Annotated in this window: 25 protein-coding genes and 2 pseudogenes; 10 read left to right on the top strand and 17 right to left on the bottom strand. The window is 69.1% G+C overall.

From position 1 onward, the window contains the following. Positions 1-67: 67 nt before the first annotated feature. Positions 68-1,009: a DMT family transporter gene (locus tag ABD143_RS18680; RefSeq protein ID WP_343979636.1), complete on the bottom strand. Its 942-nt coding sequence runs from the start codon at positions 1,007-1,009 to the stop codon at positions 68-70. A gap of 105 nt (positions 1,010-1,114) precedes the next feature. Here ABD143_RS18680 and ABD143_RS18675 point away from each other — a divergent pair, with 105 nt between their 5' ends. Further along, positions 1,115-1,513 (top strand): hypothetical protein, encoded by a 399-nt coding sequence (locus ABD143_RS18675; RefSeq protein ID WP_343979634.1) that lies wholly within the window; start codon positions 1,115-1,117, stop codon positions 1,511-1,513. Here the strand turns inward: ABD143_RS18675 and ABD143_RS18670 are convergent. After that, on the bottom strand, positions 1,461-4,958 hold the full coding sequence (locus ABD143_RS18670) for an amino acid adenylation domain-containing protein (protein WP_343979631.1): 3,498 nt from the start codon (positions 4,956-4,958) through the stop codon (positions 1,461-1,463). The two genes, ABD143_RS18675 and ABD143_RS18670, sit on opposite strands and share 53 nt — an antisense overlap. 252 nt (positions 4,959-5,210) lie before the next feature. After that, on the bottom strand, positions 5,211-5,435 hold the full coding sequence (locus tag ABD143_RS18665; RefSeq protein WP_343979629.1) for a hypothetical protein: 225 nt from the start codon (positions 5,433-5,435) through the stop codon (positions 5,211-5,213). 729 nt (positions 5,436-6,164) lie between these two features. Here ABD143_RS18665 and ABD143_RS18660 point away from each other — a divergent pair. After that, positions 6,165-6,680 carry a hypothetical protein gene (locus ABD143_RS18660; RefSeq protein ID WP_343979627.1) on the top strand — a complete coding sequence of 172 codons (516 nt, stop codon included), beginning with the start codon at positions 6,165-6,167 and terminating at the stop codon, positions 6,678-6,680. Positions 6,681-7,331: 651 nt separating this feature from the next. Beyond that, positions 7,332-7,967: pseudogene (locus tag ABD143_RS18655) on the top strand (alpha/beta fold hydrolase); the annotation flags it as partial. Positions 7,968-8,438: 471 nt separating this feature from the next. Here the strand turns inward: ABD143_RS18655 and ABD143_RS18650 are convergent. From ABD143_RS18650 to ABD143_RS18635, 4 genes are all read right to left on the bottom strand, one after another. Beyond that, positions 8,439-8,639 carry a transposase gene (locus ABD143_RS18650; RefSeq protein WP_343979624.1) on the bottom strand — a complete coding sequence of 67 codons (201 nt, stop codon included), beginning with the start codon at positions 8,637-8,639 and terminating at the stop codon, positions 8,439-8,441. A 16-nt stretch (positions 8,640-8,655) separates the two neighbouring features. Further along, a complete protein-coding gene (locus ABD143_RS18645; protein WP_343979622.1) occupies positions 8,656-9,267 on the bottom strand; it encodes an IS110 family transposase in 612 nt (203 codons plus the stop codon). Positions 9,268-9,844: 577 nt separating this feature from the next. Further along, entirely contained in the window at positions 9,845-10,006 is a 162-nt protein-coding gene (locus ABD143_RS18640; RefSeq protein WP_343979620.1) for a hypothetical protein, read from the bottom strand. A 165-nt stretch (positions 10,007-10,171) separates the two neighbouring features. After that, positions 10,172-11,116, bottom strand: a complete 945-nt coding sequence (locus ABD143_RS18635) for a hypothetical protein (RefSeq protein WP_343979618.1) — start codon at positions 11,114-11,116, stop codon at positions 10,172-10,174. A gap of 153 nt (positions 11,117-11,269) precedes the next feature. Here ABD143_RS18635 and ABD143_RS18630 point away from each other — a divergent pair, with 153 nt between their 5' ends. Both ABD143_RS18630 and ABD143_RS18625 read left to right on the top strand, forming a co-directional pair. Further along, positions 11,270-11,446, top strand: coding sequence for a hypothetical protein (locus tag ABD143_RS18630; RefSeq protein ID WP_343979615.1), 177 nt, complete (start codon positions 11,270-11,272; stop codon positions 11,444-11,446). 834 nt (positions 11,447-12,280) lie between these two features. Further along, positions 12,281-12,781 carry a DUF4185 domain-containing protein gene (locus ABD143_RS18625; protein ID WP_343979612.1) on the top strand — a complete coding sequence of 167 codons (501 nt, stop codon included), beginning with the start codon at positions 12,281-12,283 and terminating at the stop codon, positions 12,779-12,781. A gap of 259 nt (positions 12,782-13,040) precedes the next feature. Here ABD143_RS18625 and ABD143_RS18620 read toward each other — a convergent pair. Continuing rightward, positions 13,041-13,247 (bottom strand): annotated as a pseudogene (locus ABD143_RS18620) (transposase); the annotation flags it as partial. A 772-nt stretch (positions 13,248-14,019) separates the two neighbouring features. On the opposite strand from ABD143_RS18620, the gene ABD143_RS18615 reads away from it, so the two are divergent. Both ABD143_RS18615 and ABD143_RS18610 read left to right on the top strand, forming a co-directional pair. After that, positions 14,020-15,912 carry an ABC transporter ATP-binding protein gene (locus tag ABD143_RS18615; protein WP_343979609.1) on the top strand — a complete coding sequence of 631 codons (1,893 nt, stop codon included), beginning with the start codon at positions 14,020-14,022 and terminating at the stop codon, positions 15,910-15,912. Between the two features lie 506 nt (positions 15,913-16,418). Then, entirely contained in the window at positions 16,419-16,661 is a 243-nt protein-coding gene (locus tag ABD143_RS18610; protein WP_343979606.1) for a hypothetical protein, read from the top strand. Between the two features lie 430 nt (positions 16,662-17,091). On the opposite strand, the gene ABD143_RS18605 is transcribed toward ABD143_RS18610, so the two are convergent. The 8 genes from ABD143_RS18605 to ABD143_RS18570 all read right to left on the bottom strand — a co-directional run bounded on the left by ABD143_RS18605 (position 17,092) and on the right by ABD143_RS18570 (position 23,621). After that, a complete protein-coding gene (locus ABD143_RS18605) occupies positions 17,092-17,286 on the bottom strand; it encodes a hypothetical protein (RefSeq protein ID WP_343979604.1) in 195 nt (64 codons plus the stop codon). 170 nt (positions 17,287-17,456) lie between these two features. After that, on the bottom strand, positions 17,457-17,933 hold the full coding sequence (locus ABD143_RS18600) for an Hsp20/alpha crystallin family protein (RefSeq protein ID WP_343979601.1): 477 nt from the start codon (positions 17,931-17,933) through the stop codon (positions 17,457-17,459). A 1,082-nt stretch (positions 17,934-19,015) separates the two neighbouring features. Next, positions 19,016-19,882: a hypothetical protein gene (locus tag ABD143_RS18595; RefSeq protein ID WP_343979599.1), complete on the bottom strand. Its 867-nt coding sequence runs from the start codon at positions 19,880-19,882 to the stop codon at positions 19,016-19,018. A gap of 270 nt (positions 19,883-20,152) precedes the next feature. After that, positions 20,153-21,151: a hypothetical protein gene (locus tag ABD143_RS18590; RefSeq protein WP_343979597.1), complete on the bottom strand. Its 999-nt coding sequence runs from the start codon at positions 21,149-21,151 to the stop codon at positions 20,153-20,155. Between the two features lie 365 nt (positions 21,152-21,516). After that, positions 21,517-22,371 carry an SDR family oxidoreductase gene (locus tag ABD143_RS18585; RefSeq protein WP_343979595.1) on the bottom strand — a complete coding sequence of 285 codons (855 nt, stop codon included), beginning with the start codon at positions 22,369-22,371 and terminating at the stop codon, positions 21,517-21,519. 100 nt (positions 22,372-22,471) lie between these two features. After that, positions 22,472-22,960 carry an L-histidine N(alpha)-methyltransferase gene (locus ABD143_RS18580; protein WP_379659873.1) on the bottom strand — a complete coding sequence of 163 codons (489 nt, stop codon included), beginning with the start codon at positions 22,958-22,960 and terminating at the stop codon, positions 22,472-22,474. A gap of 226 nt (positions 22,961-23,186) precedes the next feature. Continuing rightward, positions 23,187-23,456, bottom strand: coding sequence for a hypothetical protein (locus ABD143_RS18575; protein WP_343979593.1), 270 nt, complete (start codon positions 23,454-23,456; stop codon positions 23,187-23,189). A gap of 39 nt (positions 23,457-23,495) precedes the next feature. Then, positions 23,496-23,621, bottom strand: coding sequence for a hypothetical protein (locus ABD143_RS18570; RefSeq protein WP_343979591.1), 126 nt, complete (start codon positions 23,619-23,621; stop codon positions 23,496-23,498). A gap of 326 nt (positions 23,622-23,947) precedes the next feature. Between ABD143_RS18570 and ABD143_RS18565 the strand changes: the two genes are divergently transcribed. The 3 genes from ABD143_RS18565 (at position 23,948) to ABD143_RS18555 (ending at position 25,313) form a co-directional block, all read left to right on the top strand. Beyond that, on the top strand, positions 23,948-24,556 hold the full coding sequence (locus ABD143_RS18565; RefSeq protein ID WP_343979589.1) for a hypothetical protein: 609 nt from the start codon (positions 23,948-23,950) through the stop codon (positions 24,554-24,556). Beyond that, positions 24,553-24,987: a hypothetical protein gene (locus ABD143_RS18560; RefSeq protein WP_343979586.1), complete on the top strand. Its 435-nt coding sequence runs from the start codon at positions 24,553-24,555 to the stop codon at positions 24,985-24,987. The genes ABD143_RS18565 and ABD143_RS18560 overlap by 4 nt, the downstream gene beginning before the upstream one ends. Before the next feature lie 170 nt (positions 24,988-25,157). Continuing rightward, positions 25,158-25,313: a hypothetical protein gene (locus ABD143_RS18555; protein ID WP_343979584.1), complete on the top strand. Its 156-nt coding sequence runs from the start codon at positions 25,158-25,160 to the stop codon at positions 25,311-25,313. Positions 25,314-25,355: 42 nt separating this feature from the next. Here the strand turns inward: ABD143_RS18555 and ABD143_RS18550 are convergent, their stop codons facing one another. After that, positions 25,356-25,568 carry an enoyl-CoA hydratase-related protein gene (locus tag ABD143_RS18550; protein ID WP_343979582.1) on the bottom strand — a complete coding sequence of 71 codons (213 nt, stop codon included), beginning with the start codon at positions 25,566-25,568 and terminating at the stop codon, positions 25,356-25,358. Positions 25,569-25,579: the final 11 nt, after the last annotated feature.

Below are 25,579 nucleotides of genomic sequence, written 5' to 3'. Positions count from 1 at the left end.
CCGAAGGTCCGTCCACTCTCCGCGAGACGGATCACGGTGTTGGTGTCAAGCGGCTGAGGTACGGGTCTCATCCGGCGATGGGGCGACCCGCACGGCTAAGGGGGATGAGAGCGGGCTGCGGCGCGTCGAGCCTGTGGTGCAGCAGCCAGGTGCCACGTGCGGTGATGAGCGCGATCGAGCCGATGAGGACGAGGGCAGCGAGGCACTCGCCGGCAAGCAGGGCGGGAGAGCTGTCGATCTGCTCGCCCAACCAGCCCGCGCCGATGAGGACGCCGACCACCGGATCGACGCTGGTGATCACGGCCACGGCCGGTGCCACCAGCTGTCCTTGCTGGAAGGTGTTCTGGCTCAGCAGGAACCCGATCGGGCCGATCACGCAGACGACGTAGAGGACCGGGTGTCGGAAGGGCTCGTCCAGCCCCACCCGCAGCTGGCTGGTGATGATCTTCGTCAGCCCGGCGGTGACCCCGTAGAGCACGCCGGTCGCCAGCGCCAGGGCCAGCACCCGCGACGAGTGCTGGACGGCAGCGGCGTACGCCAGGCAGCCAATCACGAGGACGGTCAGGAAAACCGTCAACGGCAGGGCCGCCAGCAGGTCGAACTGGTCGTGGGCCGGGCCCACGGTGGGCCGGGCGAGCAGGAGGAACGCCGAGAGGCCTGCGGTACAGCACAGCGCACCGAGCAGGATCAGGGGGTCGGGGTGCCGGCCCTGCAATATCGCCGAGAACACTGCGGCGAACGCCACCCCGGTGACGAGCACGGGTTGCACCACGGCGAGCGGACCGAAGGCCAGCGCGACGATCTGCAGGGCGAGGGCAACGACGGTGGCCACCAACCCGAGCAACCACATCGGCCGCGCCAACAGCTCGACGATCAGCCGCGGGCTCAGGGTCGGGGTGACCGCCACCTCCTTGGTCGCCCGTTGCTGGGCGGCGCTGGCCAATCCGAATCCGGCGGCACCGAGCACGGCAGCAGGCACCGCGATCACCAGCGCCGTTCCCGTATCCATCGCCACCTCCAACCCGGATCGAGAACAGTCGTATCCGCGGCCGGTGTCGGAACGCTGCTACTGCTGGGTGTCGGCACGGCGCTGCTGGCGCACACCACGAGTTGCGTGCTTTTCTTCGGCTTCGGGGTCGCGGTGGGCGGCTTGGTGGTGCTGCCCCGCCGCATCCGGCGCGTGACGCCCGTCGAGGAGCGGACCCAGGCCCACCTGCTCATCAGTGTGCTGCTGGTGGCTGCCTTCGTGGTCGTGCTCGCGAACATCACGCTGCTGTCGTCGATCGGCTGGATCGGCCTGACCCTCGTCGAACCGACGGCGCAGCCAGGCAACGGGAGACCGATCGCGCTGCTGTTCGGGTGCTCCCGGCCGGCCTGCGTCGCGATCGCCGCAGTGCTCGCCTTGACCGGCCAGGGCGCATCTCTTTCGCCCGCAATGAATGTCATTTGCCGACGGTGCATCATGTCGATCGGCCGCGGGATGGGTCAAGGCGTCGGAGTAGGAGACCGCTGACGACGATCATCGCGAGGGTGAGCCCGGCGAGGATGCCCATGTCTACGGCCCAGGTAGTGGCGTTGTGGTTCCACAGCGGGTCACCGGTGGTCAGGGGGGCCGCCGACGACAACGTGGTGGGGGCGCGGCCGAGGTCGAGGGTGGCGGAGCCGATGGCGTAGCCCCAGCGGGCGGGGACGAGCCAGGACAACTGTTCTAGAACCGCTCGCCCCTTCATGGGGAACAAGCCGCCGCAGAGCATGAGTTGGCACATGATCAGCAGAACGAGAAGGGGCATACCGCGGTCGGCGTTGTCGATGACAGCGGAGATCAGCAGCCCGAGGGCCGTGGCGGCCCAGGTGACACCGATGATGGCCAGCATGATCTCGATGGTTCCGGAGGCGACGACAAGTGGTTGGTCGGGGCCGGCAACACCGACTAGGGCGAGGGTCGTGAATAGCGCGGCTTGGATGCCGGTCAGCAAGCCGAGTACGGCGACTTTCGAGCTGAGGTAGGCGGCCAGGGAAAGGCCGGTCGCGCGTTCTCGCCGGTAGATGGCGCGTTCCTTGACCAGTTCGCGGACCGCCGCCGACGACCCCATCAGGATTCCGCCCATAACCAGGACGAGGAGAAGTTGGGGTGGTTGCTGGCCCCCCGCCGCGGTGGAGAGCCCGCCGCCGCCGGGCATGGCGCGGGCGAGCAGGCTCAGGAGGACTGGGAGTACGGCGAGGGAGGCGAGGTAGGGGCGGTCGGCGGCGATGACGGCGAAGTAGCGGCGGCACAGGATCGAGAACTGGCTGAGGGGGGACTGCTGGCGTGGCGCCGGACCGGGCGATGCGGTCTTGGGGGAGACGCGCTGCGGCGCGCGGCTGGCTTCAACACGCTGCGGCGCGCGGCTGGCTTCAACGTTGCGGTAGTAGAAGGGGGACTGTCGGAAGCGAGCGGCCCAGTCGGTGTTGGCTTCGTGTTCGAGGAGGAGAAACACCTCGGCGAAGTCGGGTTGGTCGAAGTAGGCGAGTGCTTCGGCGGGTGGACCGAAGTAGGCGACCTGACCGCCCGGGGCGAGGATCAGCAGCCGGTCGCACAGCTCGAGGTTCGCGACGCTGTGGGTGACCACGACGACGGTACGTCCGTCATCGGCCAGGTCCCGCAAATTGTGCATGACCTGCTTGTCCAGTCCGGGGTCCAGCCCGGATGTGGGTTCGTCGAGGAACAGCAGCGACGGTTTGGTGAGCAGCTCAAGTGCGACGCTGGTGCGTTTGCGCTGGCCGCCGGAGAGCTTGGAGATCCTCAGCTCGGCGCGGTCTTGTAGGCCGAGCTCGACCAGTACCTCGTCAATGCGTTCTTCCCGGTCGTGGTCGGACACTTCGGTGGGGAACCGTAGCCGTGCGGCGTAGGACAGGGCCCGGCGGACGGTGAGTTGCGGATGCAGGATGTCGTCCTGGGGAACCGATCCGATGCGTTGGCGGAGCTCGTCGAAGTTTGCGTAGAGGTCTTGGCCGTCGTAGCGGACGCGGCCGGCGTCGGCGGGGCTAAACCCGGTGAGTGCGCGCAGCAGGGTGGACTTCCCGGCGCCACTGGGTCCGATCACGGCGAGCAGGCTGCTGCGGCCGGGCAGGGAGAAGCTGGCCCCATCCACCAGGGTGCGGCCATCCTTGATCACGGTCAGGTCGTCGGCCTCCATAGCGACGTCGCCGGTGTCGAGGTACTTGACGAGAGTCCCGTTGACCAGTTGCAGCAGGTTGTGGCCGATCCCTACCAGGTCCCGTTCGGTGACGGCCGTTTCGGTGATGCGGTGGCCATTGACGAAGGTGCTGTTGGGGCTGGCAAGGTCGGTCAGCCGCCCGATGTCCGCCAGCACCTCGGCGAGGTTCTTCTCAGTGCCGGTCGTCGGATCGGCATACCTCCCCTGAGTGGCCGAAGGTTCAGCCAGATCGGAGATCTCGGCCATGGGCTGGACCATCTCGGGAACCTGCAGCAGCATCGACTCGATCTCGGCCAGCTCGTTCCGGTAGCCGCGCACATTGCCCTGCCGGTCGATCCGTCCGTGGTACTCGATCTCCCCGTCGATGTTGACCCGGCCCAGGTCACCGGTGCGATAGATCCGGCCTGACGGGTTCGAGGGAATGCCCAGGAAGTCCGGGATGAACGCCTCGTCGGTGAGGTCGTCGCGGTTCAGGTACCCGCAGGCAAGCCCGATCCCGGCGATCCCGATCTCGCCGATCTCCCCGTGCGGCAGCGCGTGGGACGGGTCCTCGACGTCCAGGATGACCGTGCTGTAGGTGGGCAGCGGGATCCCGATCGTCGCTGGTTTGTCCGGGTGCAGCTCGGTCCAGGTGGCGGTCACCGTCGCCTCCGACGGGCCGTAGACGTTGAGGAACCGCCGGCCGGGGCGGTGCCAGCGCGTGATCAGTTCCCGCGGGCAGGAGTCGCCGGCCACCAGCAGGAACCGCAGGTCGGGCAGATCGTCCTCGATCGTGGCCAGCACGGTCGGAACGCTGCACATCGCCGTCACGCGGCGCTCGCTGAGAAACGCGTGCAGGTCAGCACCCAGCAGACTCCCGCCGGACGGCCTGGGCACCAGGGTGGCGCCGCACGACCACGGCACCCAGATCTCCTCGACCGAGAAGTCGAACGCGATCGACAGCCCCTGGTAGACCCGGTCTTGAGCTCGGAGGCCGTACACCTCGGCGGCGACCTTGACGAAGTTGCAGATGCTGGGGTGGTCGACCGCCACTCCCCGTAGTCGACCGTTGGAGCCGGACGTGTAGATGATGTAGGCGAGCTGGTCGTCCAGGATGCCCCGCTCGGCGTCGATGAGCCGGCGCGAGTTCTGCTCGTCGATCAGGCGCGCGGCCAGGTCGAGGCACACCAGCTCGGTACCGCGGACGGTCAGCAGCTCGATCTGTTCCACCCGCTGGGCCACGCCCGACGCCGACAGCACCATGCGGACGCGGGCGTCCTCGATGATGTAGGCCAGCCGATCCGTCGGGAAGCTGACGTTCAGGGGGACGTACGCGGCGCCGATCTTCAGCACTGCCAGCATCGCGATGTAGGAGTCGGCCGGGCGGTCGAACAGCAGCCCGATCCGGTCGCCGGCGCTGGCACCGCGCAGACGCAGGTACCGGGCCAGCTGGTTGGCCCTGGCGTCCAGCTCGTCGTAGGTGAGCGACAGCTCGTCGGAGTCCACCGCGAGCTGGCCGGCCCGGCCGTACCTCTGGTACCAGTCACAGCGCGTCTCGAACAGGTGGTCCAGGCGCTCGTCCCCGCGGACTCGCCAGCCCTGCGCCTCGTGCTGGTCAACAAGGACCAGCTCGGGTATCGGCACGAGCGGCAGGGTGTGCGGCTGCTCACCGAGCCGGGTCGCGTGCTGGCGGTGCTCCCGCCGGGTCAGCAGCTCCACCGAGCGTGGGCCCAGCGGTTCGCCGGTGACGTGCGGGTGGGCGGGCTGTCTCAGTGGGTTCATCCCGTCCTCTTTGTGATCGCGGTGCAGTGGAGATGGGGCGTCAGGTGGCCGGATCGCGACTATCGGATCGCCGGTGTCCGGCGGCCTTCTTGGTCAGGAAGGATCCGCCCTCGGCAGCGGTCCGGACCATCGAGCGGTCCCCCCACTTGTCGGTGTGCACCCCCGAGTACAGGTAGGGACTGGTCCCGGCTGCTGGCCCGGTGACCGCGTCGGTGGCACGGGTCAGGTGCCCGGGAACCGGCGGTCAGCTCGCTAGAACTGCGCACGTCCTCGCCGGGGCGTGAGCAGGCGCAGTCGGGCGGTGAGGTTCACGGCAGCGTCCACCCGGTCGAGAGCGACGACCGGCGGCATCGGCCACGTCGGCGCGGTGGGGTCGGGTGGACTGGAGAAGTCGAGCACTTCGGCGATGTTGCGGGCTGCGCTGTCACAGGGCGTCAGCGGCGGGAGGTTCCAGCGCCAGTCGACGGCCTTGAGCACCTCGTACTCGTCGTGAGCGACGGGGCCGCGCCACCACCGTGCGGTCGCCGAGGGGTAGACATCTCGACTCCGGACGGGCGCGCGACCGCGGCCGCCACGAACGTCGTACCGAGATCGACTCCGAGGATATGCGTCACGGGTGCCGCTCGATGTCACGGGCCTCCCGGAAAGTCCCTACCCTAGCGCCATGAATACCTCCGATCGAGAAAAGTCCGGAGCGGATTCAGGATCTGCGACAGGCGCGTGGCCGAGTTGTCTCGACTCACGGGTCCAGAATGATCGAATCGCCCCGGACCCCGATCTCTCGTGGGCTCAACGCCCGCATCGCGGGACCATTGACGACCGCGCCGTCGGTGATCGCGAATCGTCTCCCGGTTGATTGTCGCGTCGGCGACCGTGGCGAGCATGCATCCGTCATCGGTACAGATCGCGGTGAAGGCCCTCGACTGTCCTGCCGCGGCCCAGGTGACGACGAGCCGGTACTCCGGCAAGATCCTCCCGCCGCCGACGGGGATGTCCGACGTCGCTGTGAGCGCCGGCGCGATACCACCGGGATCGGCGGGAGCCGGGAGCGTCCGGGACCGCGGCGGGGCTCGCCGCCGGGGGCGTCCAGAACGACGAGGCGGCGATTCCTCTCGCGCCACGCATGCGGCAACCCATCAGCCACGCCTCGTAGTCCCGGGCATCCGGGGCACTAACCCTGAACAACATCAACCTTAAGGACTTGTCATGCGCATACTGCGATGGATCGTCCCCACGCTCGTGGCAGTTGCGGCCTTGCTACTCGTTCCGGGCTGGGCGTTCGCGTCCACCGTGTCCACCGATCAGGTCAACGGGTTGGAGTACTCGGCGACCTCGACGGTCGGGAAGTTTGCCGGGACGGCGACCGGTGATCTTCCCGGCGCCTTCACTGCGACCGTCGCGCACGCTCCGCTCGATCCCCGGCCGGGTATGTCAGTGCCCATCACCGGTGGCTCCTTCACTCTCTACAGCCGCCGCATCATCACCGGCAGCTTCAGCGGAGGGGCGGTCACTTTGCTGGCGAGCCCGTCGAACTGCAGGGACGAAACCTACGAGGTCACAGGGACACTCAACGGTCTCAATACCGGCGGATCCGGTGACGTCACCGTCATCCTGACGCACCTCCGCAGACAGCTGGGTGCTCAGTGCCTGACCTACGGGGCGAGGGTCGCAGGGTCTCTCAACATAGCGCTACCGGGCCCCGATGGACCGGGTTCACCATGATGCGCTCGGCTGCCCATCACCCCAATGCCCAGTTCGTCACCTGGCAGAATCTGCGAACGGATCAAGATTCCCACCAAGCAGACACCGTCGGCTGACTGTGCGGCTGACAGCGGCCAGTCCAAACTGGTTCTGGCGCAGTTTGCGTGATCGCCGCGCGGCGCGCCACCGGGTCGTGGAGTGATATACCGGCGCCCGCAGCATCACCGCCTGCCCGGACCTGTGGGCGCCTCCTTGCGGGTGGCGCGGGTGGCGCCTCCGCGCGGAGCGCGCCGCTGGGCCCGGCGGCTACGACGATCCATGGACGGTGCTGCGCCGGCACACGGCGGCCCGCATCGGGCTGGGCCGGGCCAGCGACAGCGTGCCCACCACACGCCTTCTCGACGGCTTCCCACGATCGCGGTCCGCACTGCGGCCCCTGACCCGCACGACCTATCTGCAGCGACCGGATCTGGGTCGCTTCAACGTGCCCGCCCGGCGGGCTCGGCTACCGCGCAGCAGCCGCGAAGCTCGTCGCCCTGATGGCCGAGGCGCGCCTGCTGGGCAGTCGCCAGCACTGGGAGGACGCGGATGCTGGGAACTTCTCGCGGGATGTGTGCGTGCCGTGCTGGCGCAGTCGGACTTGAGGAGGGCTGAGGGAGCCGGGGGGCGGGCCGGACAGCCATGCCGAGCGGACCGGTCTCGGCGGAGACGATGGCGGACGACGCGGCAACAGTTCTCCGAGCTCTCGACATTCCCGCCGCCCACGTCGCAGGCTTCTCCGGGGGCAGCATCATCGCCCAGAAGCTTGCGCTGCGGCATCCCCAGCTCGTCCGCAGCCTCGTCCTGCAAAGTACGTGGTCGGTGATGGACCCCTACCTTCGCTCGTGGCTCCTTTTCGTCCGCTGGCTGGTCGAGGTCGCTCCGAGCGAGCGCGCGTTCCTCGAGGGGTTCTTCCTGGACATCTACACGGCGCGGGCGCACAACGACGGAACGGTCGGCCAGATCATCGAGGAGGTGCTGGACTTCCCGCACAAGCAGAGCACCGAGGACCTGCAGCGCTTCCTCGACGCCTTCGTTGATCACGACACGACCGACCGCCTCGCGGAGATGACCGTCCCAACCCTCGTCCTGGCCGGCGGCCGAGACGTGACCAGCCGCCCGGAGCTCGGCCGCGCCGTCGCGAAGCGGATCCCCGGCGCCCGGTTCGAGGTGATGGAAGAGGAGGCCCATCAGCCCTTCCAGGAGGTCCCGGACCAGTGGAACGCCGGGGTCGACGCCTTCTGGCAGGAAGTCGAGGCACTGGCCTGAAACCTTCGTCGGTGGAATCGGAGCACGGGTAAACCTCGCAGCCTTCCCTCGACATCGAGATCGCCGAGCAGGTCACCGGCCGGTCGTCACCTCCGAGATCGCGTCGCCATCTCGACGAACGGCCGCAGAGACTCGGCGTCCTGCAGCGCATCGAGGCTCACGGTGTGGGCGATTCTGGGATCGAACCAGTGACCTCTTCGGCGCCTCTCTGTGTCAACACCGGCTACTTCCCTTCGGTCGTCGGGGTTGGGCCGGCCGCGCTGGATTCTGTAGTCGCCCCCGGGTGTCCTCCCGAGCCCGCTGCCTGCGCATCGCGCAGCAGCGTTCGATAGACCACGACGGACAGCCGCCGCTTCAGACACCGCAACGCCTCCTTGTGGTTCTTCCCTGCTGCCCGTTTCCGCTGGTAGTAGGCGCGGCCAGCCGTGTCGTGACGGATTTGGGTGATTGCCATGACGTGCAGCGCGTAGTTCAGCTGCCGATCCCCCGCCGCGAGAGCCGATGCCGGACGACATCGCCCGAGGAGACGGCGATCGGCGCGGTGCCCGAGTACGACGCGAACGCCGCCGCCGAGCCGAACCGGTGAATCGACCCGACCCGGGCGAGGATCTTCCCGGCGAGCATCCCGCCAATGCCGAACAGCCGGGTCAGCGTCGTCCCGGACTTACGCACTGCGGCGGTGATCTGCTCACCCGTCGCGGCGGTCCGCTGATCGAGCCGGCGAACCTCCGCGATCAGGTCGGCCGCCAGCTGCCGCCGGGTGGCGCCTAGAACATCCCGCCCGGCGCAGCAGACCGGCGGCCTGGTCCGCGGTCAAGCCGGTCTGCGCGCCACCCGGGACCAGGTGCGCGAGCAGCGCATGCAACCGATTGAGCGTCTGGGTGCGTGTCTTGACCAGGTCGTCGCGGTGCTCGGTCAGCGCCCGCAGCGCGAGCGCAACCTCGTCGAACTGCACCGACACCAGCGCGGGAGCGGTCCAGGCGACCACCGCGACCGACAGCGCGTCGGCCTCGTCGGTCTTGCGGCCATGCCCGGTCGACAGCGTCCGCACCCGCGCGGCCAGCTTCGCCGGCACGTCCGCCACCGCCAGCCCATCGGCCAGCAGCCGCGTCGTCAGCGGCGCCCCCGATCCACTCGCGCCCTCGATCGCCCAGCTCGTCTCCTGCCAGTCCCGGGCGAACCGCCGCAGCTCGCGATAGCCCTCCCGGTTCGCCTCGACCCGGATCGAGCGCTGCAACCGCAACGACCCGTCCACCACGACCGCGGTCCACGACCGCTTGTGCGGATCAATCGCGATCACGACCGGACCGGCGCAACCAGCTCGACGCGACACCCAACCTCCTCGACGACGACCAACAAGGGGTTCGAGGAGACGGCACACCGACTTCGGGCGAAGCAGGCCTCTCTTCAGCCACTCACCTCGACGGCCATGGCCGGGACGCAGGCCGAAGAACAGTCAACCCGGGATGGGGCAACAGGTGCGAACCGAGCGACCCCGACCACCGCCTCGGCGATCATGGCTGCAGACCCGATCTCCTGCCAGCATTGAACAGGTCGGTGTGAACGCGGATTATCCGTCCGACGAAGTCTCGCCGCGGGCCGCCTGCGCTGGTCGCCGTGCTGCCTCGTGTCGTCCTGTGTGACGGCGTGTCGGGCGTCGTGATGCCTCCCTGCTGTTGCCTGCTGCCGTCACGGTCGCAGGTCTGCACCCGCTGCGGCGAACGCTCCGAACCACGAACCCTGCGAGACAAGATCCACAATTGGAAAGCAGCGACGATCAATCCTCCAGTTCCTTCTGGCTACCTGCCCAGAGGGGCCGCAGCGTCCCTCGTTGACCGGCGTTAACAGCGCATCCACTCCGGGTCTACTCCGCCACATCAGGGCAGCACGTAGCGGGTGCCACGGCGCTGTCCGGTGGTCACGAGCAGCCCCTCCTTGACCAGGTGCGTGGCCACGCCCCGCGCGCCGGTGGCGTCGAGCCCGGTGAGCTCGCGGATCTGCTCGTTGGACAACGGCCCGCTGACAGCCGCGGTCAGCACCGCATCTAGATGCGCAGGATCCTGCGTAGAGCTGGCACGCCGCTCACGGGGAGCCTGCGGACCGGCCGCACCCCGGCCGGCCGCGCGCGGCAGCGGAGCGACATCGACCCTGCCGGTCGGGCGCCAAGACGCGGGACTGGGGTTGCTGGGAATCTCGCCTCGATCTCAGTCGCATGGTCGGGGTTCGGTCGCATCCCGTTCCGGGTCGGGGCGGGGTCGGGACAGGATGATCTGAGCGACCCCGACGATGAGGACGGCGATGGTCAGCACCCGTTCGGCGGCGGGCAGTGGCCGGAAGTAGCCGTAGACCTGGGTGGCCACGGCGAACAGCTGGGCGCCGAGTGGCAGCACGATCGCGGGCCAACCGGTGATCTCCCGCGACGGACGGGGCGGCGACGGCAGCCGGGTGGCGCCGACCGCGAACGCGAGCGCGCCCGCGCTCCAGAGGAAGTCGTAGGGTCCGTCGTGGGCCACGACGTCGGCCGCGGTGAGGCTGTAGGCGGCGTCGGCGACGGTCAGGCAGACCAGCCCCACGCCCACCCACGGCCAGCTGCCCCCCAGACGCCAGGACAGCAGCGGGAGGCTGCCGAGGAGCGCGCCGAGCAACAGCACGTCGCCGAGGGGGTAGGCGACGGTGACGATCTGTCCCAGCAGATCGATCGGAGCGTTCGCCAGCACCGGCTCGATGAGCAGCAGCACGCCTGGGGCCGCCACGACGAGGACCAGGACAAAGCCGTCGAGCCACCGGTGCCACGGGACGTCGAGCACCCGGGCCCGGACCATGAGCACGAGGCCCGCCATGAACAGCGGATACGTGCTCAAGTAGAGCGCGTCGGTGGGGTTCGGGGAGGGCACGGCGCCACCGCCGGAGTACAGCGCACTCCAGGTGATCTCGGCGAGGGCGAACAGCAGCAGCGCCGCGGCGAAGCACCACCACGCCGCCCGGGACGGACCCGCACGCCGGCGACGCGCACCCCACGCGCAGATCGCACTCGAGGCCAGGATGAGCCCTGCGTGGAGCCAGTCGTCGACGACCGGCAGATCCAAGGGGTGGTCGCCGGCGGAGAGCTGGTGGACGGCCTCCACGACCAGCCCGATCAGCAGCACCACGGCAAGGACCCACCGCGGACCCGTCCCGCCGCTTCGCTCGCGGGGCCGCACGAGCCAGCGTGTGTGCGACACAGGTCCGCCTCCGATACCTGAGGGGTCTGGCTCTCCCCCGACCCAGGACCTTCCACGCGAGGTGCATTTACGGTGGCAGTCGTGTCGATCGCTGTGGATGAGCTGGCCAAGCAACTCTACGTCGACCCGGGCGACGTCGGCGTCATTCTCGCCACACTCGCGGACGAACCGATCGCGGACGCCGTCTCCAACGAGCTCTCTGGTGAGGTTCGGATGATCCGCGACGGATTCGGCTTCCGGACCAGGCCGCAGCTCTGAACCAAGCAGACTTGGACACGTGGCGCGAAGAGACCGGTCTGCAGAAGCCGGACGGCGATCGGCACGTCCCCGGCGTGCACGGCGGCAGGCCACAGGATGACACCGAGACTCCTTGACCCCCAGGCATATAACTCTGCCGCCCAGCCTGGCGTCCGAACTCAAAACGCCTGGTGGGACGTCCGCTGGAGTCCACGCCCGTCCGGCTTGTGCCCCCTCGGATGTCACTCAGTTTGTCGCTCAGCGGCGACCTCCCCCTCATTTGCACGAGGCTCTCGTCAGGGCTTGCCGAGGTTCGACGTCATGCCCCTCGGCTTTTCCGCTGGCCGTGCAGTTTCGCAGGCGGCATCGGCACCCGGCGTTCCAGAAGCGAGTCGGCGGGCCGCTGAGTAGCAGGGTCGGCCCTCCCCCTCCCCTTCGAACCACCATTGACGAACGGCTCTTCCGCGAACAAGCCACGCTCCAGCCACAGAATGACCACAAAAAGCGGCCTGCAGGCGACGGTGCACACACTCACAACGGTGTGCGCCCGTAGACGACGTGGAAGCTGCGAAAACTGGGCTCCTCGCCCGAAAGGCGCAGCTCGAGGATTCGGTCCTTCACGCCGACCACGGCCATCACTCGATGCAACCACAACCAGCAGCGCCGCTGCCCAGAACGGCCAGACACACGTCGCAATACCGCCGGGCGTGACCAGTCGACCCGCCACACCGCACAGCGCCAGCCAAGGACGGACGACGGCGTGGTCGATCGGATCGAGTTCCAGCTGCGACGTTCCACCACGGCCGGGCAGGATGGCGTGATGACGTTCCGGATGGACTCCCCCCGCGGGCCGACGTGACGGAGCGGCTCGCCACCAAGGTCGCCGATCTCACTGGACCCGGCACCACCGACCGCTTCGGCATCGGCGGCACAGACTTGGGCACGACCACGACGGCCCAGCACGGGCACCTGGTCTCGGTGTTCGGAGACACGTTCCGGCGGGCCGGCGGCGGCGGGCCGGGCTGGCGCGCGCCGGTCGTGCTGTTCGCCGCCCCGGCGAGCGTCCCGACCGGACTGTGCTGGACCGGCTCGGCCGGACGCGGCACGTACGCCCGCCAGGTGGTGCGGTACGTGCACCACGGCTGGCGCCGCTGGGGCAGGCGGCTGCGGCGGGTGGCAACCATCCTCCCCACTGACGTCCTCACCGTCGGCGACGACATGTACCTGCACGTCATGGTGTGCCGCGAGTTGGGCAACGTGCATTGGACGGGGGACGGCGGCCGCACCTGGCAGCCCACCGGCACGCGCTGGCGGGCGGACCTGCACAGCGGCCCACGCTCAGACACACCGCCGTGATGACCCCTCCTCCACGCCTGCGTCGACACCTCCACGATCGCGCTGTGGCTTGGCCACGGCGGAACGAAGGCGACCCAGATCTACCTGCACGCTAACCTCGCACTCAAGCAAGCAGCCCTCGCCCGGACCACACCGCCGGCAGTCGGACCAGCTCGATACCGCCCCGCCGACGACCTGCTCGCGCTCGGGTTTGCGGCCTTCCTGCAGCGCAACTGCTCGCGGACGACCGGGAGGATCTTCTCGGTGATCCTGGCCTGTTCCCACCGCACGAAGTACCAGTACACCGTCTGCCAGGGCGGGAAGTCCGCCCGGGAGATGCCGCCACGAGCACCCGGTCGGCACCACGTACAAGATCGCGTCCAGCACGGCGCGGCGCGCGGATGCTTCTCCGGCCGGCCACGGTCTTCACCTCCGGCAACAGCGGCTCGATCAGAGCCCACTGCTCGTCGCTGGTGTCCGAGGGGTACCGCCGCGTATGTCGAGCCACCCCCGCCACGGTTGATCATCGAGCCGGTCAGGTCACGCAGACACGCCGAATCTTCTCAAACGCGCTCTTACCTAGTCCAAATTTCGGACTGTGCCGCGCCCTATCTGTCCTATGTCCTATCTCGTCCTATGTCCCGCAGTGGATCTAGTACTCCAACGGCGGCTGCGGCGTGTCGTGTGATGCTGACGCCTTATCTGGGCGCGCATTCGGGCGACCCTTTTTTCCGGGGCCGGTGACTTGTGGACCATCCTTCGACCAAGTGGCGGCCAGGCGACGACCATAGCGACGCTAAGGATTTCGCGGACGACCGAAGAGTTCTACCACTACTCCACGAGCCACGCACCCTGATGGCCGACAGCGGTCCGCCGGTGAACCCTCGGGCCGGACGACTCCGCCCCGCTCTCCAGCATTGTTTGGGCTGTTTCTCTGTTTCGCCCGGGTCAAGTTGAGTCGACCCAGGGGAGCTGCGCTATCCGGGGCAACCCCCTCATGGCCCAGCGTTCGGAGAGACGGATGGATTCCGGATTAGGGGGCTAACACCGCATTGCTCTCCTGGGAGAAACTCGGGGACCCGCGATGACGCTGGAGTCGTCGGGGGCAACGAGAAAGAGGGAAGGTCCGACATATGAATCTGTTCGACTGGCTGGGGCGCAGCAACTCCCACGACCACGACCACCGCCACGGCGACCGCGACCGCGACCGTCATGACCGCCGTGACCGCGACCACCGGGGCCACAGGTACTAGCCAGCGGTGACTGATCCCGCGATGGAGCGCCCGGCCCGGCCTCCGGGCCGGGCGCGTCGCGGCGCCCAGGGCAAGTCGCCGGGTGCTGTATCCGGCGCGGTGCCGGCCCGGGGCGATGCTGGCGCGGAGGGCGTGGCCGAGGCGCCGATCGTGCGGCTGCGGCAGATCGTGCGCCGGTTCTGGCCCATGGCCCGCCGGTACCGGTGGTGGCTCGCGCTCACACTGGTCCTGGTCGCTATCTCCCCGGCGCTGACGACCGCGGAGATCTGGCTGTTCAAGATCGTCGTGGACGACGTGTTGACGCCCCACGACTACCGCCTGTTCCCGATGGTCGCGGCCGCGTTCGTCGGCTTCACCCTCGTCGGGGGCGCGCTCGACTTCGCCGATCGATATCTGTCCACCTGGATCGGCGAGCGCTTTGTGGTCGACCTGCGCACCCGCACCTTCGCGCACCTGCAGAATCTCTCGCTGAGCTTCTTCGAGCGACGCCAGCTCGGCGACATCCTGTCCCGGCTCACGGGCGACGTGTCGGCGGTGGAGAGGCTGATCCTCGCCGGCCCCGCGGACGTCGTCTCCTACGTGTTCCGGATCCTGCTGTTCGGCACGGCGCTGTTCGTCCTGGACTGGCGCCTCGCGGTGGCCTCGCTGGTGGGCGCACCCGTGTTCCTCGGCCTTGCCCGGTACTTCGCCGGGCGGCTCAAGCAGGCCGCGCGCGAGACACGGCGGCGGGACGGGGCGATCAGCTCCGTGGCCGAGGAGAGCCTCGCCAACACCGCGCTCGTGCAGGCCTACAACCAGCAGGACGCACAGTTCGAGCGGTTCCACCGGCAGAACCTGGGCAGCTTCGCCGCCCAGATGACCACCGCCCGGCTCCAAGGGATCTTCGCCCCGCTCGTCGACCTGGTCGAGGTCCTCGGCATCCTGGTGGTGGTGGCCCTCGGGGTGTGGGAGCTCGCCCAGAGCCGCATCACGCTCGGCGGGCTGCTGGTCTTCATGGCCTACCTGGCCCAGCTCAACAGCCCGATCCGCGGCCTGGGCAGGCTGACGAACTCCCTGTTCGCCGCCACCGCCGGCGCCGAGCGGATCCTCGAGCTCCTCGACCAGCGACCCACCGTTCCCGAGCCCGACGCGCCGATGCCTCTTCGGCGCAGCCGGGGCGATCTGCGGCTCGACGGCGTCACGTTCCGCTACCCCGGCGCGGAGGAGCCGGCGCTGGTCGAGGTCACCCTGGAGGTGGCTTCGGGAGAGGTCGTTGCGCTGGTCGGGGACAGCGGGGCCGGCAAGTCCACGCTCGGCAAGCTCGTCCTGCGCTTCTACGACCCCACCAGCGGGGCCGTACTGCTCGACGGACACGACCTGCGCGAGTACAGCCTCCCCGACCTGCGCCGCAACATCGCTGTCGTCCTGCAGGAGACCCTGGTGCTCGACGGCACGGTGCGAGACAACATCGCGTGGGGGCGGCCGGACGCGACCGACAGCGACATCCGGTGCGCGGTGCTCGCCGCGGACGCGGCGGAGTTCATCCAGGCCCTGCCCGACGGGTACGACACCCGGGTCGGCCAGCGTGGGCGGCTGCTGTCCGGCGGGCAGCGCCAGCGGCTGGCGATCGCCCGCGCGATGCTGCGCGACGCCCCGCTGCTCCTGCTCGACGAGCCCACCACCGGCCTCGACGCCGAGTCGGCCGAGCGGCTCCTGGGGCCCGTGCGGCGGCTCATCGGCGGCCGGAGCACGCTGATCATCTCGCATGATCTGTTGACCGCGGCGCGGGCGGACCGGATCGTCGTGCTCGCCGACGGCCGGGTCGCCGAAGTCGGCACCCACGCGCAGCTGCTGGCACTCAAGGGCCGCTATGCGCGGCTGCACCGCGGCGGCACGGCCCCCGTCAGGGAGCCGGCATGACCGTGGCCTCGCGTGCCGGCAGAGGGTTCCGGTCAGCTCCGCCATCTCGCCGCCCGTCCGCGGGCGACCCTTCATCAAGGCGGTGATTTGGCCTACCGCCCCCCAGTACCGCCTGGCCGCTCGCCGCGAGTTCGCGGGGTGTTCCGCCGACCCCTCGAAATGTCCCCGCCCTACTCACCCATCGGACCTGTGGGTGCCCTAAACGCGGCCACGACCGCGACCTGCAGGTTCGCCGCCCGATACTGTCGGCATGATCGCCTGGTGCCGCTCCGACTGACGTACCTGATCCTCTCCCGGCTCGTGGGCTGGATGGTGCTACTCGCCCGCTCCGCCGCGACCAAGGACATCGAGATCCTCGTACTGCGCCACCAACTCGCCGTACTGAACCGCCGCACCCCCCGACCCCAGATGTCCTGGGCCGACCGGGCACTGATCGCTGCCCTCAGCCGATGGCTACCCACCCATCGCCGAGTAGGCATGCTCGTCACACCAGCGACGATCCTGCGATGGCACCGACGACTCGTCATCCGCTGCTGGTCAACCACCCACCGCAGGCCCGGCCGGCCATCCGGACACACCTGCAGGTCTCGTGGTGCGAGCACCCGGCGCCACGCGACGTCGAAGAACCGATCATCCGCAAACTGCGCCCACCGCTCAACGTCGACCACGCATCAGGACCGACACTCGACCTCATCAAGGCAGCTAGGCAGCGCTACTACGCCAGCGCTGGTGCCCGCCCCACCGTCTGAGACGGCGCCATACCTACGCATTACGAGTATTTCCTTCATCGGGTGCACACCCAGTACATCCGTGCACGTCATCCGGTTCACAGTGCACAGGCCGGAACACGGTGCTCCTTCATTTGAGGCCACGTTGGAGGCCACGGGGGCGGCCGCGGCTACCCCGCGGCAGCGGCGGACCGGCCCCGCCAGCGGCGGATCCCTGATCAGGGTGTGCCCGTTCACGGGGAACGAGGCCGCACCTCGACCTCACCGCCGGGAGCGTGCTGGTCGAGGAGGACCAACTGCTGGCCGTGTCGGCCCGGCGCCCGTTCGCCCGTGGACCGTCCGTGTCATTCGCCGACCTCGCCCGCACCAAGGTCCTTCGCACGCCGCCGGCGATCTCCGACTACTGGGACCGCCAGGCGTGGCACCGGCCTTCCCCAGGGCCGGCTCGGCATCACCGCCACTCGAGAATCTTGCTCACGGCAACCCGGGCGTCCCAGTAACCGGTGTGTACGGTCACGGTGCGCGTGTTGACCCGCACCACCTCGCGCCACCCGTAGCGATCCCGAACGAAACGAACACCACGCAGCGACTCCGCGCTCGCCACCCGGGCCGGTGCCTGCCCGAGCCGGGCACGGATCGCGGCCACCTCGCGCTCCAGCGCCGCAACCCGATCACCTGGACCTGAGATTCCCCGGCGTCTCTTTCCGGCCACGACGTCTCGGGCGCGTCGGGTCCGCGGATCACGGCGGTAGCCGGCTCGGTCGAGCACAACGAGTGCCTGGAGAACGTCGTAGTGCGAATAGGACGGATCTCTGCTCAGCCCTTCCTAACGGTGACCTTCGTGGGCTCGCTCTCCGTGCGTTCCGGCAGCGGCACGCGGATCTCGAGGATGCCGTCCTTGTAAGTGGCCGTGATCTCGGACTCGGACACGCCCTCGGGTAGCGGGAGCGTGCGGCTCATGCTGCCGTAGCGCAGCTCGTGCCGCAGGTAACCCTTGTCCTCGATCTTCTCCTCGCTGCGCCGTTCGGCGTTGATCCGCAGGATCCCGTCGGAAACCGTGATGTCGACGTCCTTCTCCGGGTCGATGCCTGGTAGTTCGGCCCGGATTACCGCCATGCCGCCCTCGCGGAACTCGTCGACGCGGATCACGTCCTCTCCCGGCCAGCCGACACCGAGACCGAACGGAGCGCGCGGGGGAAGCATCCGCATCCACTCGTCAAAGAGGCGGTCCATCCGGTTGAACCGAGCTGGGCTCTCGACGGTGCCGCGCTTGCGTCGGATCAGCCTGTTCATCTCACATCACTCTCCGTCATGGGCGTCCTCGCCTTGCGTCGGACCGGCCACTCTGCTCGTGCCGTGGCGGTACGGGCAAGGCCCTGGGCCCGATCGGACCGACCCGCTCGTACTGCGGCACGGCTCCTGCCTCCCGGCGCCTCAGCCGCAGTCCCCCCGGGGCCGTCTCGCGCCGAAGGATCGTGCAGGTCGGCCCGTTTGGAGTGGCGTCGGCCAGCCTGACTCGCGCTACGCTGAACGGCCAATAACCAGGCGATGGTGCTGGCCGCTCTGCGCGGGGATCGCACCCACCGACGCGGCCTCGACGACTCCCCCCGCCAGCACGACGTCGATCGCCCGCACGCCACAGACGGTGACACCGCGTGACCGGTGGTCGGCGGATGCGAGGAGCCATCCCCATCAATTGCTCAAACCAGGACGGCAGCGGGAAGCATTAAGAGTCTGGCCAGGTTGCGGAAGCGGGGGGAGCTGACGGCGCAGATGGCGGTTCTTCGTGCGCAGGGAGAGTCCGATCGGCGGGATTTCTACCCGGGGGGCTGCGTGTGGGGGAGGTACTGCGCGTACTCGAAATGATGCTGGCTGGGGTTGTGGTCGCAGCGCACATGGTTGTGTTCTGGGCCGCGTACGAGTTCGTTCGCGAGGTCGTGTTGGAGAACGGCAGGCCGCCCCCCGTCTCTGAGGTGCACGTAATCCGGGCCGTTCCCCCTACGTCGTATTGGCGATCGATGCCGACGGCCGACGGTGGCGTCGCACCGGTCACCCGAGGCGGCAGTGGTGGCTCGTTCGCTGGCGGCGCCGGCAGTAACCACATCGAGCCTTGATCGCAGGGCGCCCCCTGTGATGCGGCTTGTGATGCGAAGCCGGGTCAGCAATGCGCCAGAGCACGTCGCCGTGGCCTCCTTCGCGGCCCCAAATGAGGTGACATGCTGTCTCGCGTTGTGCATGGTGACCGGCTGACGTGCACTGATGGGCCGTGTGTGCATGGCGTAGGCGACGACCATAATTCTCGTTGTTCGTGCCCGGTCGGAAGGGTCTCGTTCTCGAGGTCGCGGGCGAGGATGTCGTTGCTGGCCGGCCGGTGCTCAGGCCCTCAGCTCACCTGCGAGGACGTGCGAGGTCACCCGCGGGTCCTCGTGGTGGCGCAGCTCCGCGTAGGCGACGATCGCGACACCGACCGTGGCCAGCGTGAGCGGCACCGTCAGGATGTTGACGACCAGCTCGAAGGCGACGCTGTTCTGAGCCACGAACGCTCCGACGATCGCCTCGACCACAACGTTGTAGACGATGCCGACGAGCAGGAAGCTCACCACCCGCCCCGCCATCGGCCAGAACTTCTTGTTCGCCAGTTGGATCGACCGCCCGATCCCGCGGTGCTCGAACATGATCACACCGGTGAGCGCGGAGCCGAACACCACGAGCAGGTAGAGCCCCGGCACGATGAGCAGGATGAACCCGATCACCGTGAGGATGCCCGCGAGGAAGCCCCAGCCGAGCAGCGGCAGCGCCCTGCCCGCCCCGAACGACAGCGCCTCCCCTGCCCGCACCGGGCTGCCGACGGCCTCGCGCACGACGACGTGGACCGATGCACCCTGCGCCAGCAGGGACACCGCGACGATCACGAGCGCGGACACGAAGAGCCAGGCCAGCGCCCCGGGTTCGACGGCCTGCGGGGTTACGGCGCCCGTCCCGACGATCAGGCCGACGAGCGCCACGAGGACGAGGACCGGCGCGACGACAGCGAGCTGGATGATCAGCAGCGACTGCCAGCTCCGGGCGAGCACACCAGCGACCTTCGACCACCAGTCGCCGAACGATACCGCCACGAGCGGGTCGTCCAATGGCCCGTACCCGGCCGGACCGGGGTCGCCACCCGGTGGCGGGTAGCCCCCGGGCGGCTGCTGGCCGTACTCGCGCGGATCCTGCTCACCCGGCGGGGGGTAGCTCGACATGGCCCGGACCCTACGAGCTTGCGATGGAGATCATCCAGCCGTACCTGCTGGTCTTGTCCGATCCGAGACACGACGGCGATCCGGTGGCGGCGGTCAGCGCCTTTCCATCCTGCCGTGGGTCGCGTGACTCTCTACCCGGGTACCAGATGCAACCGACGTTCTACCGGTGCAGGGCGGGGATCTCCCGCAGTCCCGGGTCGTTGGTACGCAGCAGCCATGGCTGGGGCTCGTCCGGAGGCTTGTCGCGGTCCGCCTGCAGCACGCCGAACGTCAGCATGGGCAGCCCTGGCACACGCCGACGGCGACCACCTCGGACGCGTTGCCCCAGATCCAGATCGTGCCGGTGTCGGCGATGTTTGCGATCACGTCGAGGTGCGGCAGCGGGAACTGGATGAGGGCCGTGCCGCCGGGTAGCTGGAGCAGGCCCGCGACGACGTTGGTCGGCTCCCACGGGAACAACGTGATCGGCAGCGACGTCCACCCGGTCGCCGCTTTCGCGGCGGCTGCGGCCTTGGCGTAGTAGCGGCTGATCACCACGGCGAGCGGGATCGTCACCGCGGCGACGATCAGCAGCACACCGCCGACGACCAGCGCGAGCGGCGACAGCTGCCGTAGGCCGAGCATCAACACCACCGCGCCTACCACTCCCACCGCGGCCGGGTACACCCAGCAGTGGGCGCCCCGGCGGAGGCGCCGGAACGCACCCGCATCCGGCGAGTGGCCAGGCAGGTGCGGCTCGCGTTCCCGCGGTCGCGCCTCGCCCGTGTCAACCTTCACCGCGAACATCTGGCACAGCCCGGCGACCCGGATCAGGGCATGCCCCTTGTCGTCCGGACCGACGAGGAACAGCTCCTGGCGGTCCAGCAGCACGCTCGGAGCATCGGGCAGCGACCCGCGCAGCACCAGCGAGCGACCCTCCTCGAACACGATCACGCGGTCGAGGATCGTGGGCTTCTCGGCCGCCGCGACGGTCGCCGGGCAGCGGCGCCATGGCTGGCCGAGCAGCCGGCGCCGGTGCGGTCGACGCCCGGCCAGCAGAATGAACGGCCCGATAGAACCGAGCAGCCCCAGCAGTCCGAGCACTCCGACGGAGCTGACGTTCCCTGGCGTGACGGGCAGGACCACCGCGAGGCACACCGCGAGTGGCAGCAACACCGCGACAAAGGTCATCACCCGGGCCGTCGAGCGCGTCTCGGCCAGGATCAGCCCGGTCGACCAGTCCTGCTCCGCCGGGCCTTCGGTGCGCGGCTCCAGGTACAGACGTGACACCGCGGTCCGCTCCTCGCGCCGGTGACTCCTCGGCGAGAGGCTACCGCGAGCTGCCCTGCCGTCCGAGCGCCGTGACCAGAACGATTGCGCTTGTCCGGAGATCGCCCTGCTTTGCCATACCGACAGAAGGATAGGAGAACAGCACCGCACGGGCCGCGTCCGTCGTGCGTCCTGCGGACGACGGGGCCGTCGATCGCCCACCGCGGATCGATCTCGTCCGGGTCCGTGATCGGCGCGCCCGCGCAATCGTAGAAGCTCAGCCGCGGCCACGGCGCCGCCGGGAGCAGCCGGGCAATGCCGGATCGACCCGGACCAACCCTCGGGAATCTCGCCCATGTCCCCACCTACCCACGTGGAGCCGCACCTCAGCCGGGCATCGTCTCCCCGCCGATCGGGGCGAGCACCTCGCCCGTGTAGTAGCTCGAGAGCTGCCCCGCCGCGAAGAAGACGAAGGAGGGTGCAATCTCGTCGGGATCAGCTGCGCGGCCCATGGGCACCTGCTTCCCGAACGACTCGACCTTCCCCTCGGGCATGGTCGCCGGGATCAGCGGCGTCCACACCGGCCCGGGGGCGACGCAGTTGACGCGGATACCGCGCTCGACCAGCGCCTGAGCCAGCGAGTAGGTCAGCGCGTTGATCGCGCCCTTCGTTGCCGAATAGTCGATCAGGCTCGCGTTGCCGCGCAGGCCGTTCACCGAGCTGGTATTGATGATCGCGCTGCCCTCGCCCAGGTGGGGCAGAGCGGCCTTCGTCACCCGGAAGTAGCTGTGGATGTTGATGTCGAACGTGTGGATCCACTGCTCGTCGCTGATCTCCTCGGGAGATCCGACGGGCGTCTGCGTGGCCACGTTGTTGACCAGCACGTCGAGGCGGCCCAGCTCGCCAACCGTGCGCTCGACGATCTTGGCGCAGTGAGCGGCGTCGGCGAGGTCACCGCGCAGCAGCAGGGACCGCCTGCCCTCGGCCTCGACGAGCTTCGCAGTGTGCGCGGCGTCGGCATCCTCGTCCAGGTAGGCCAGGGCGACGTCGGCGCCCTCCTTGGCGAAGGCCGTGCAGACGGCGCGTCCGATGCCCGAGTCGCCGCCGGTCACGAGCGCGACCTTGCCCGCAAGCAGGTCGCGGCCGGTCCAGCCGCGCATCTCGTCGCGGGGTTCGGGCGCCATCGCGCCGGTCTCGCCGGGTGGGGTCTGCTGCTGCGGGGGCGGGGTCTCCTCGGGCATCTCACTCCTTGGTGGGTCGGGCACGAACCGCAACAAGTGACGGCGTGCCCGCAGCCGAGCGTCGCAAACACCGATGGCGTGCAACGGCGCCGCCAGCGACCTAATGCTGCGCCGCCAACTCGCCGTTTTGCGCCGCCACAACCCCCGGGCGCGAATGTCGTCGGCAGACCGCGCACTGATCACCGCCCTCGTGGGTCGACCGCCTGGCGGCCAGGTGGTGTCGGCCCGAGAACCGTCGCGCAGCGGTTACCGACGCGAATGCGGGACGGGGAGCGCCAGATCCGTAGGCGACCACGACGGGCTCGGCGCTCGCGTGCAGCCAGGCCAGCCCTGCCTCGTAGCGGCCCCGGATTCCCGTGACGCCCAGGCTCGGCAGCATGGCCGTCAACGCGGCCCCGCTGGTCTCCAGCATCGTGCGGCAGACGTCGATCGGGAGGTATGTCGTGCCCCGTCGCGCCGCGCAGGCCGCGAGCAGCAGACGGGTCTTCTTCGCACTGCCGCTGCCGAGCTCCGCGATCCGGCCGCAGTCGACGAGCTCGGACATCTCCGGGGCATGGCGTTCGGTCAGCCCACGCTCGACACCGGTCAGGTAGTAGGTGGGCAGCTCGGTGATCGCCTCGAACAGCTCGGATCACCGCTCGTCGTAGCCGAACCATGGCGGGATCCGCGGGATCGGCTCCCCTGACCAGCGCCGCCGCCAACGGCGCGAGCTGCTCCGGTCGCACCGCGGCGGCCAGCTCGTCCGCGTCGGCGGGTAGGTCCAGCCGGCGGGCGCCGTCGAGCGCCTTGCCGTCGACTGCAGGACGCAGCTCGGGCTACACCGCCTGGGCCTCCCGGCAGAAGATCTCCGCGCCGACCGGGCCCAGTCGCGGGAACCGCGTCAGCAGTGCGCGGACCTGGGCCGGGTCGCCGCCGGCGCGGTCCCGCAGCCGGCGCAGGTCGTCGCCGTACTCGCGCCCGACCAGCTCGGCACCGTCGCCCAACGCGGTGGCCGTGCTCTCGTCGTACCGCTTGTAGCGCGCCCGGCCGAGGGCGTCGACCCGCTCCTGCCAGGACGCCTCCCGCATCCGCCGCGGCGTCCCCATCCCGCTGCGCAAAGCTCGGCCGCGGCGACGACGGCGACGTCAGCCGAGATCCGGGTCCAGAGCAGGACCGGACAGCACGAGCGGCCGGTACAGGGGCGCCGGGGGGTCGGCGAGCCGAATGCCCGCGTCCTCGGCGTCCGTGCGTCCCGCGCGGTCGAGCAGCACCTCGATGGTGCGCCGGGCCGTCGCGCTCAGCTTGCCGTCCTCATGTGGCGTCGACTACCCGTGCCGGACAGCCGTCAATCGGCCTCGGACCGCTGCCGCTCGGACCTCGCCTCGGCGCCGCGCTCGTCGTCGACCCCAGTGTCGTTGCGTAGGCCGCGCCCACTCCAATCCCTGGTAACGGCCCCGGCTGCGGCAAAGCGTCGATCTTTCGAAGTTTGCCACCCACGGGGACCGGGAACACGTCCCATGTGGATTAACCGAGTGATCCATCTGTGAGGAGTACTACTGTGGACACCACCGTTCTCGTCCTGATCATTGTCGTCGTAGTGCTGCTCGCCGCAGTTGTCGCGTCCGGCGTCGCTCTGACCCGGCGCAAGCGCTCGGAGCGTCTGAAGGAGCAGTTCGGGCCGGAGTACGAACGCAGCGTCGCCGAGGCGGGCGACCGCAAATCCGCCGAGACCGACCTGCGGGAACGTCAGCATCGGCACAACAAGCTGGAGATCCGCGATCTGCGCCCACAGGAGCATGAGCGGTTCCAGGAATCCTGGAACTCGGTCCAAAGTGGCTTCGTCGACGACCCGAAGCGGGCGCTGCGCGACGCTGACGGGCTCGTCATCGAGGTGATGCGCGTTCGTGGTTACCCGGTCGAGGACTTCGACCGACGCGCCGAGGACATCTCCGTCGACCATTCCGATGTCGTGCGCCACTATCGCGAGGCGCGGACCGTTCACGACGCCACGGCCGACGGTTCGGTGGACACCGAACGACAGCGTCACGCCCTCACGTCATACCGCGCGTTGATCGACGCGCTGCTCGGCCCGAAGCCGACGCACCGGCCCGAGGGGACCTCGACGAACGGCCCGGACCGGGCATCCCGCAACGACACCGACCAGCGAGCCGGCAACAGCCGGCCCACCGAGGAGCACACGACATGACGACACCCGGCCACCACACCGACACCGACCTCGACCCGGCATCCACCTCCACTCGCGCCGGCTACGACGAGCCGGACCGCACCGACACCGGCCAGCAGAGCAGCCGCGCGACCGAGGCCCACCCCAATCCCGAACCGACCGCCGGCGACACCGGAACCGACACCCGCAAGCCCCTCGTCCCCCAGCAGCGGTCCGCTGCGTACACCGCGCGCTGGAACGATGTGAAGGGCGGCTTCGTCGATGAGCCACGGCAGGCCGTCGCCGCAGCCGACCAACTCGTGAGCGAACTGCTCGACGAGTTGCAGGAGCTGTTCCGAAGCCAGCGCCACGACATAGAGCAGGGTCTGGATGCCGATCAGACATCTACCGAGGACCTTCGGCTCGCTCTGGGCCGCTACCGCAGCTTCTTCGACCGACTGCTCTCGGTCTGACCGAAGCCGTTGACATCCGACACCAGATTTCAGGAAGAAAAGTCCGCGCGTCACATCGGAGACGCCTTCGCCGCTAGCACTTACTGCGGCCAGCGAGAACTCCGATCGATTGAATCATCGGCAGCCCGCCAGTCCGCGGGAAACCACCGTCGCACCTAGGAGTCATCAACGTGATTGTTCTCGGTCTGATCCTCCTCATCATCGGCTATCTGACCGGCTTGAGCTTGCTCTACACAGTGGGCGGGATCGTGCTGATCGTCGGCGTCGTCTTCCTCATCCTCGGCCAGGTCGGCCGCCCGGTCGGTGGTCGAAAAGCGTGGTTCTGACCACGCCTCCTGAACATCGATCCGCGGTCTCCCCGCCGATCGTCAATGAAAGGGACATCGTCGGACACCTGCGAACTGGCATATGGTTGTCGAGCCGACGTTGACGTGTGTGTCGGCGAACGCGGCGTCCTCGGCGATCACGACCTCGCTGAACAGCGCGATCGTGGCGCCGAGTCCGAGCGCGTAGCCGTGCACCGCCGCGACGATCGGCTGCTGTACGGCGACCATCGTGTCGAGCAGTGCCCGATCGCCCACCCGACCACCTG

This window comes from Pseudonocardia aurantiaca, from assembly GCF_039526725.1.
Taxonomy (GTDB): Bacteria; Actinomycetota; Actinomycetes; order Mycobacteriales; family Pseudonocardiaceae; genus Pseudonocardia; species Pseudonocardia aurantiaca.
The sequence above is the reverse complement of the archived record's forward strand: the minus strand, read 5'-3'. Positions and strand labels throughout refer to the sequence as shown.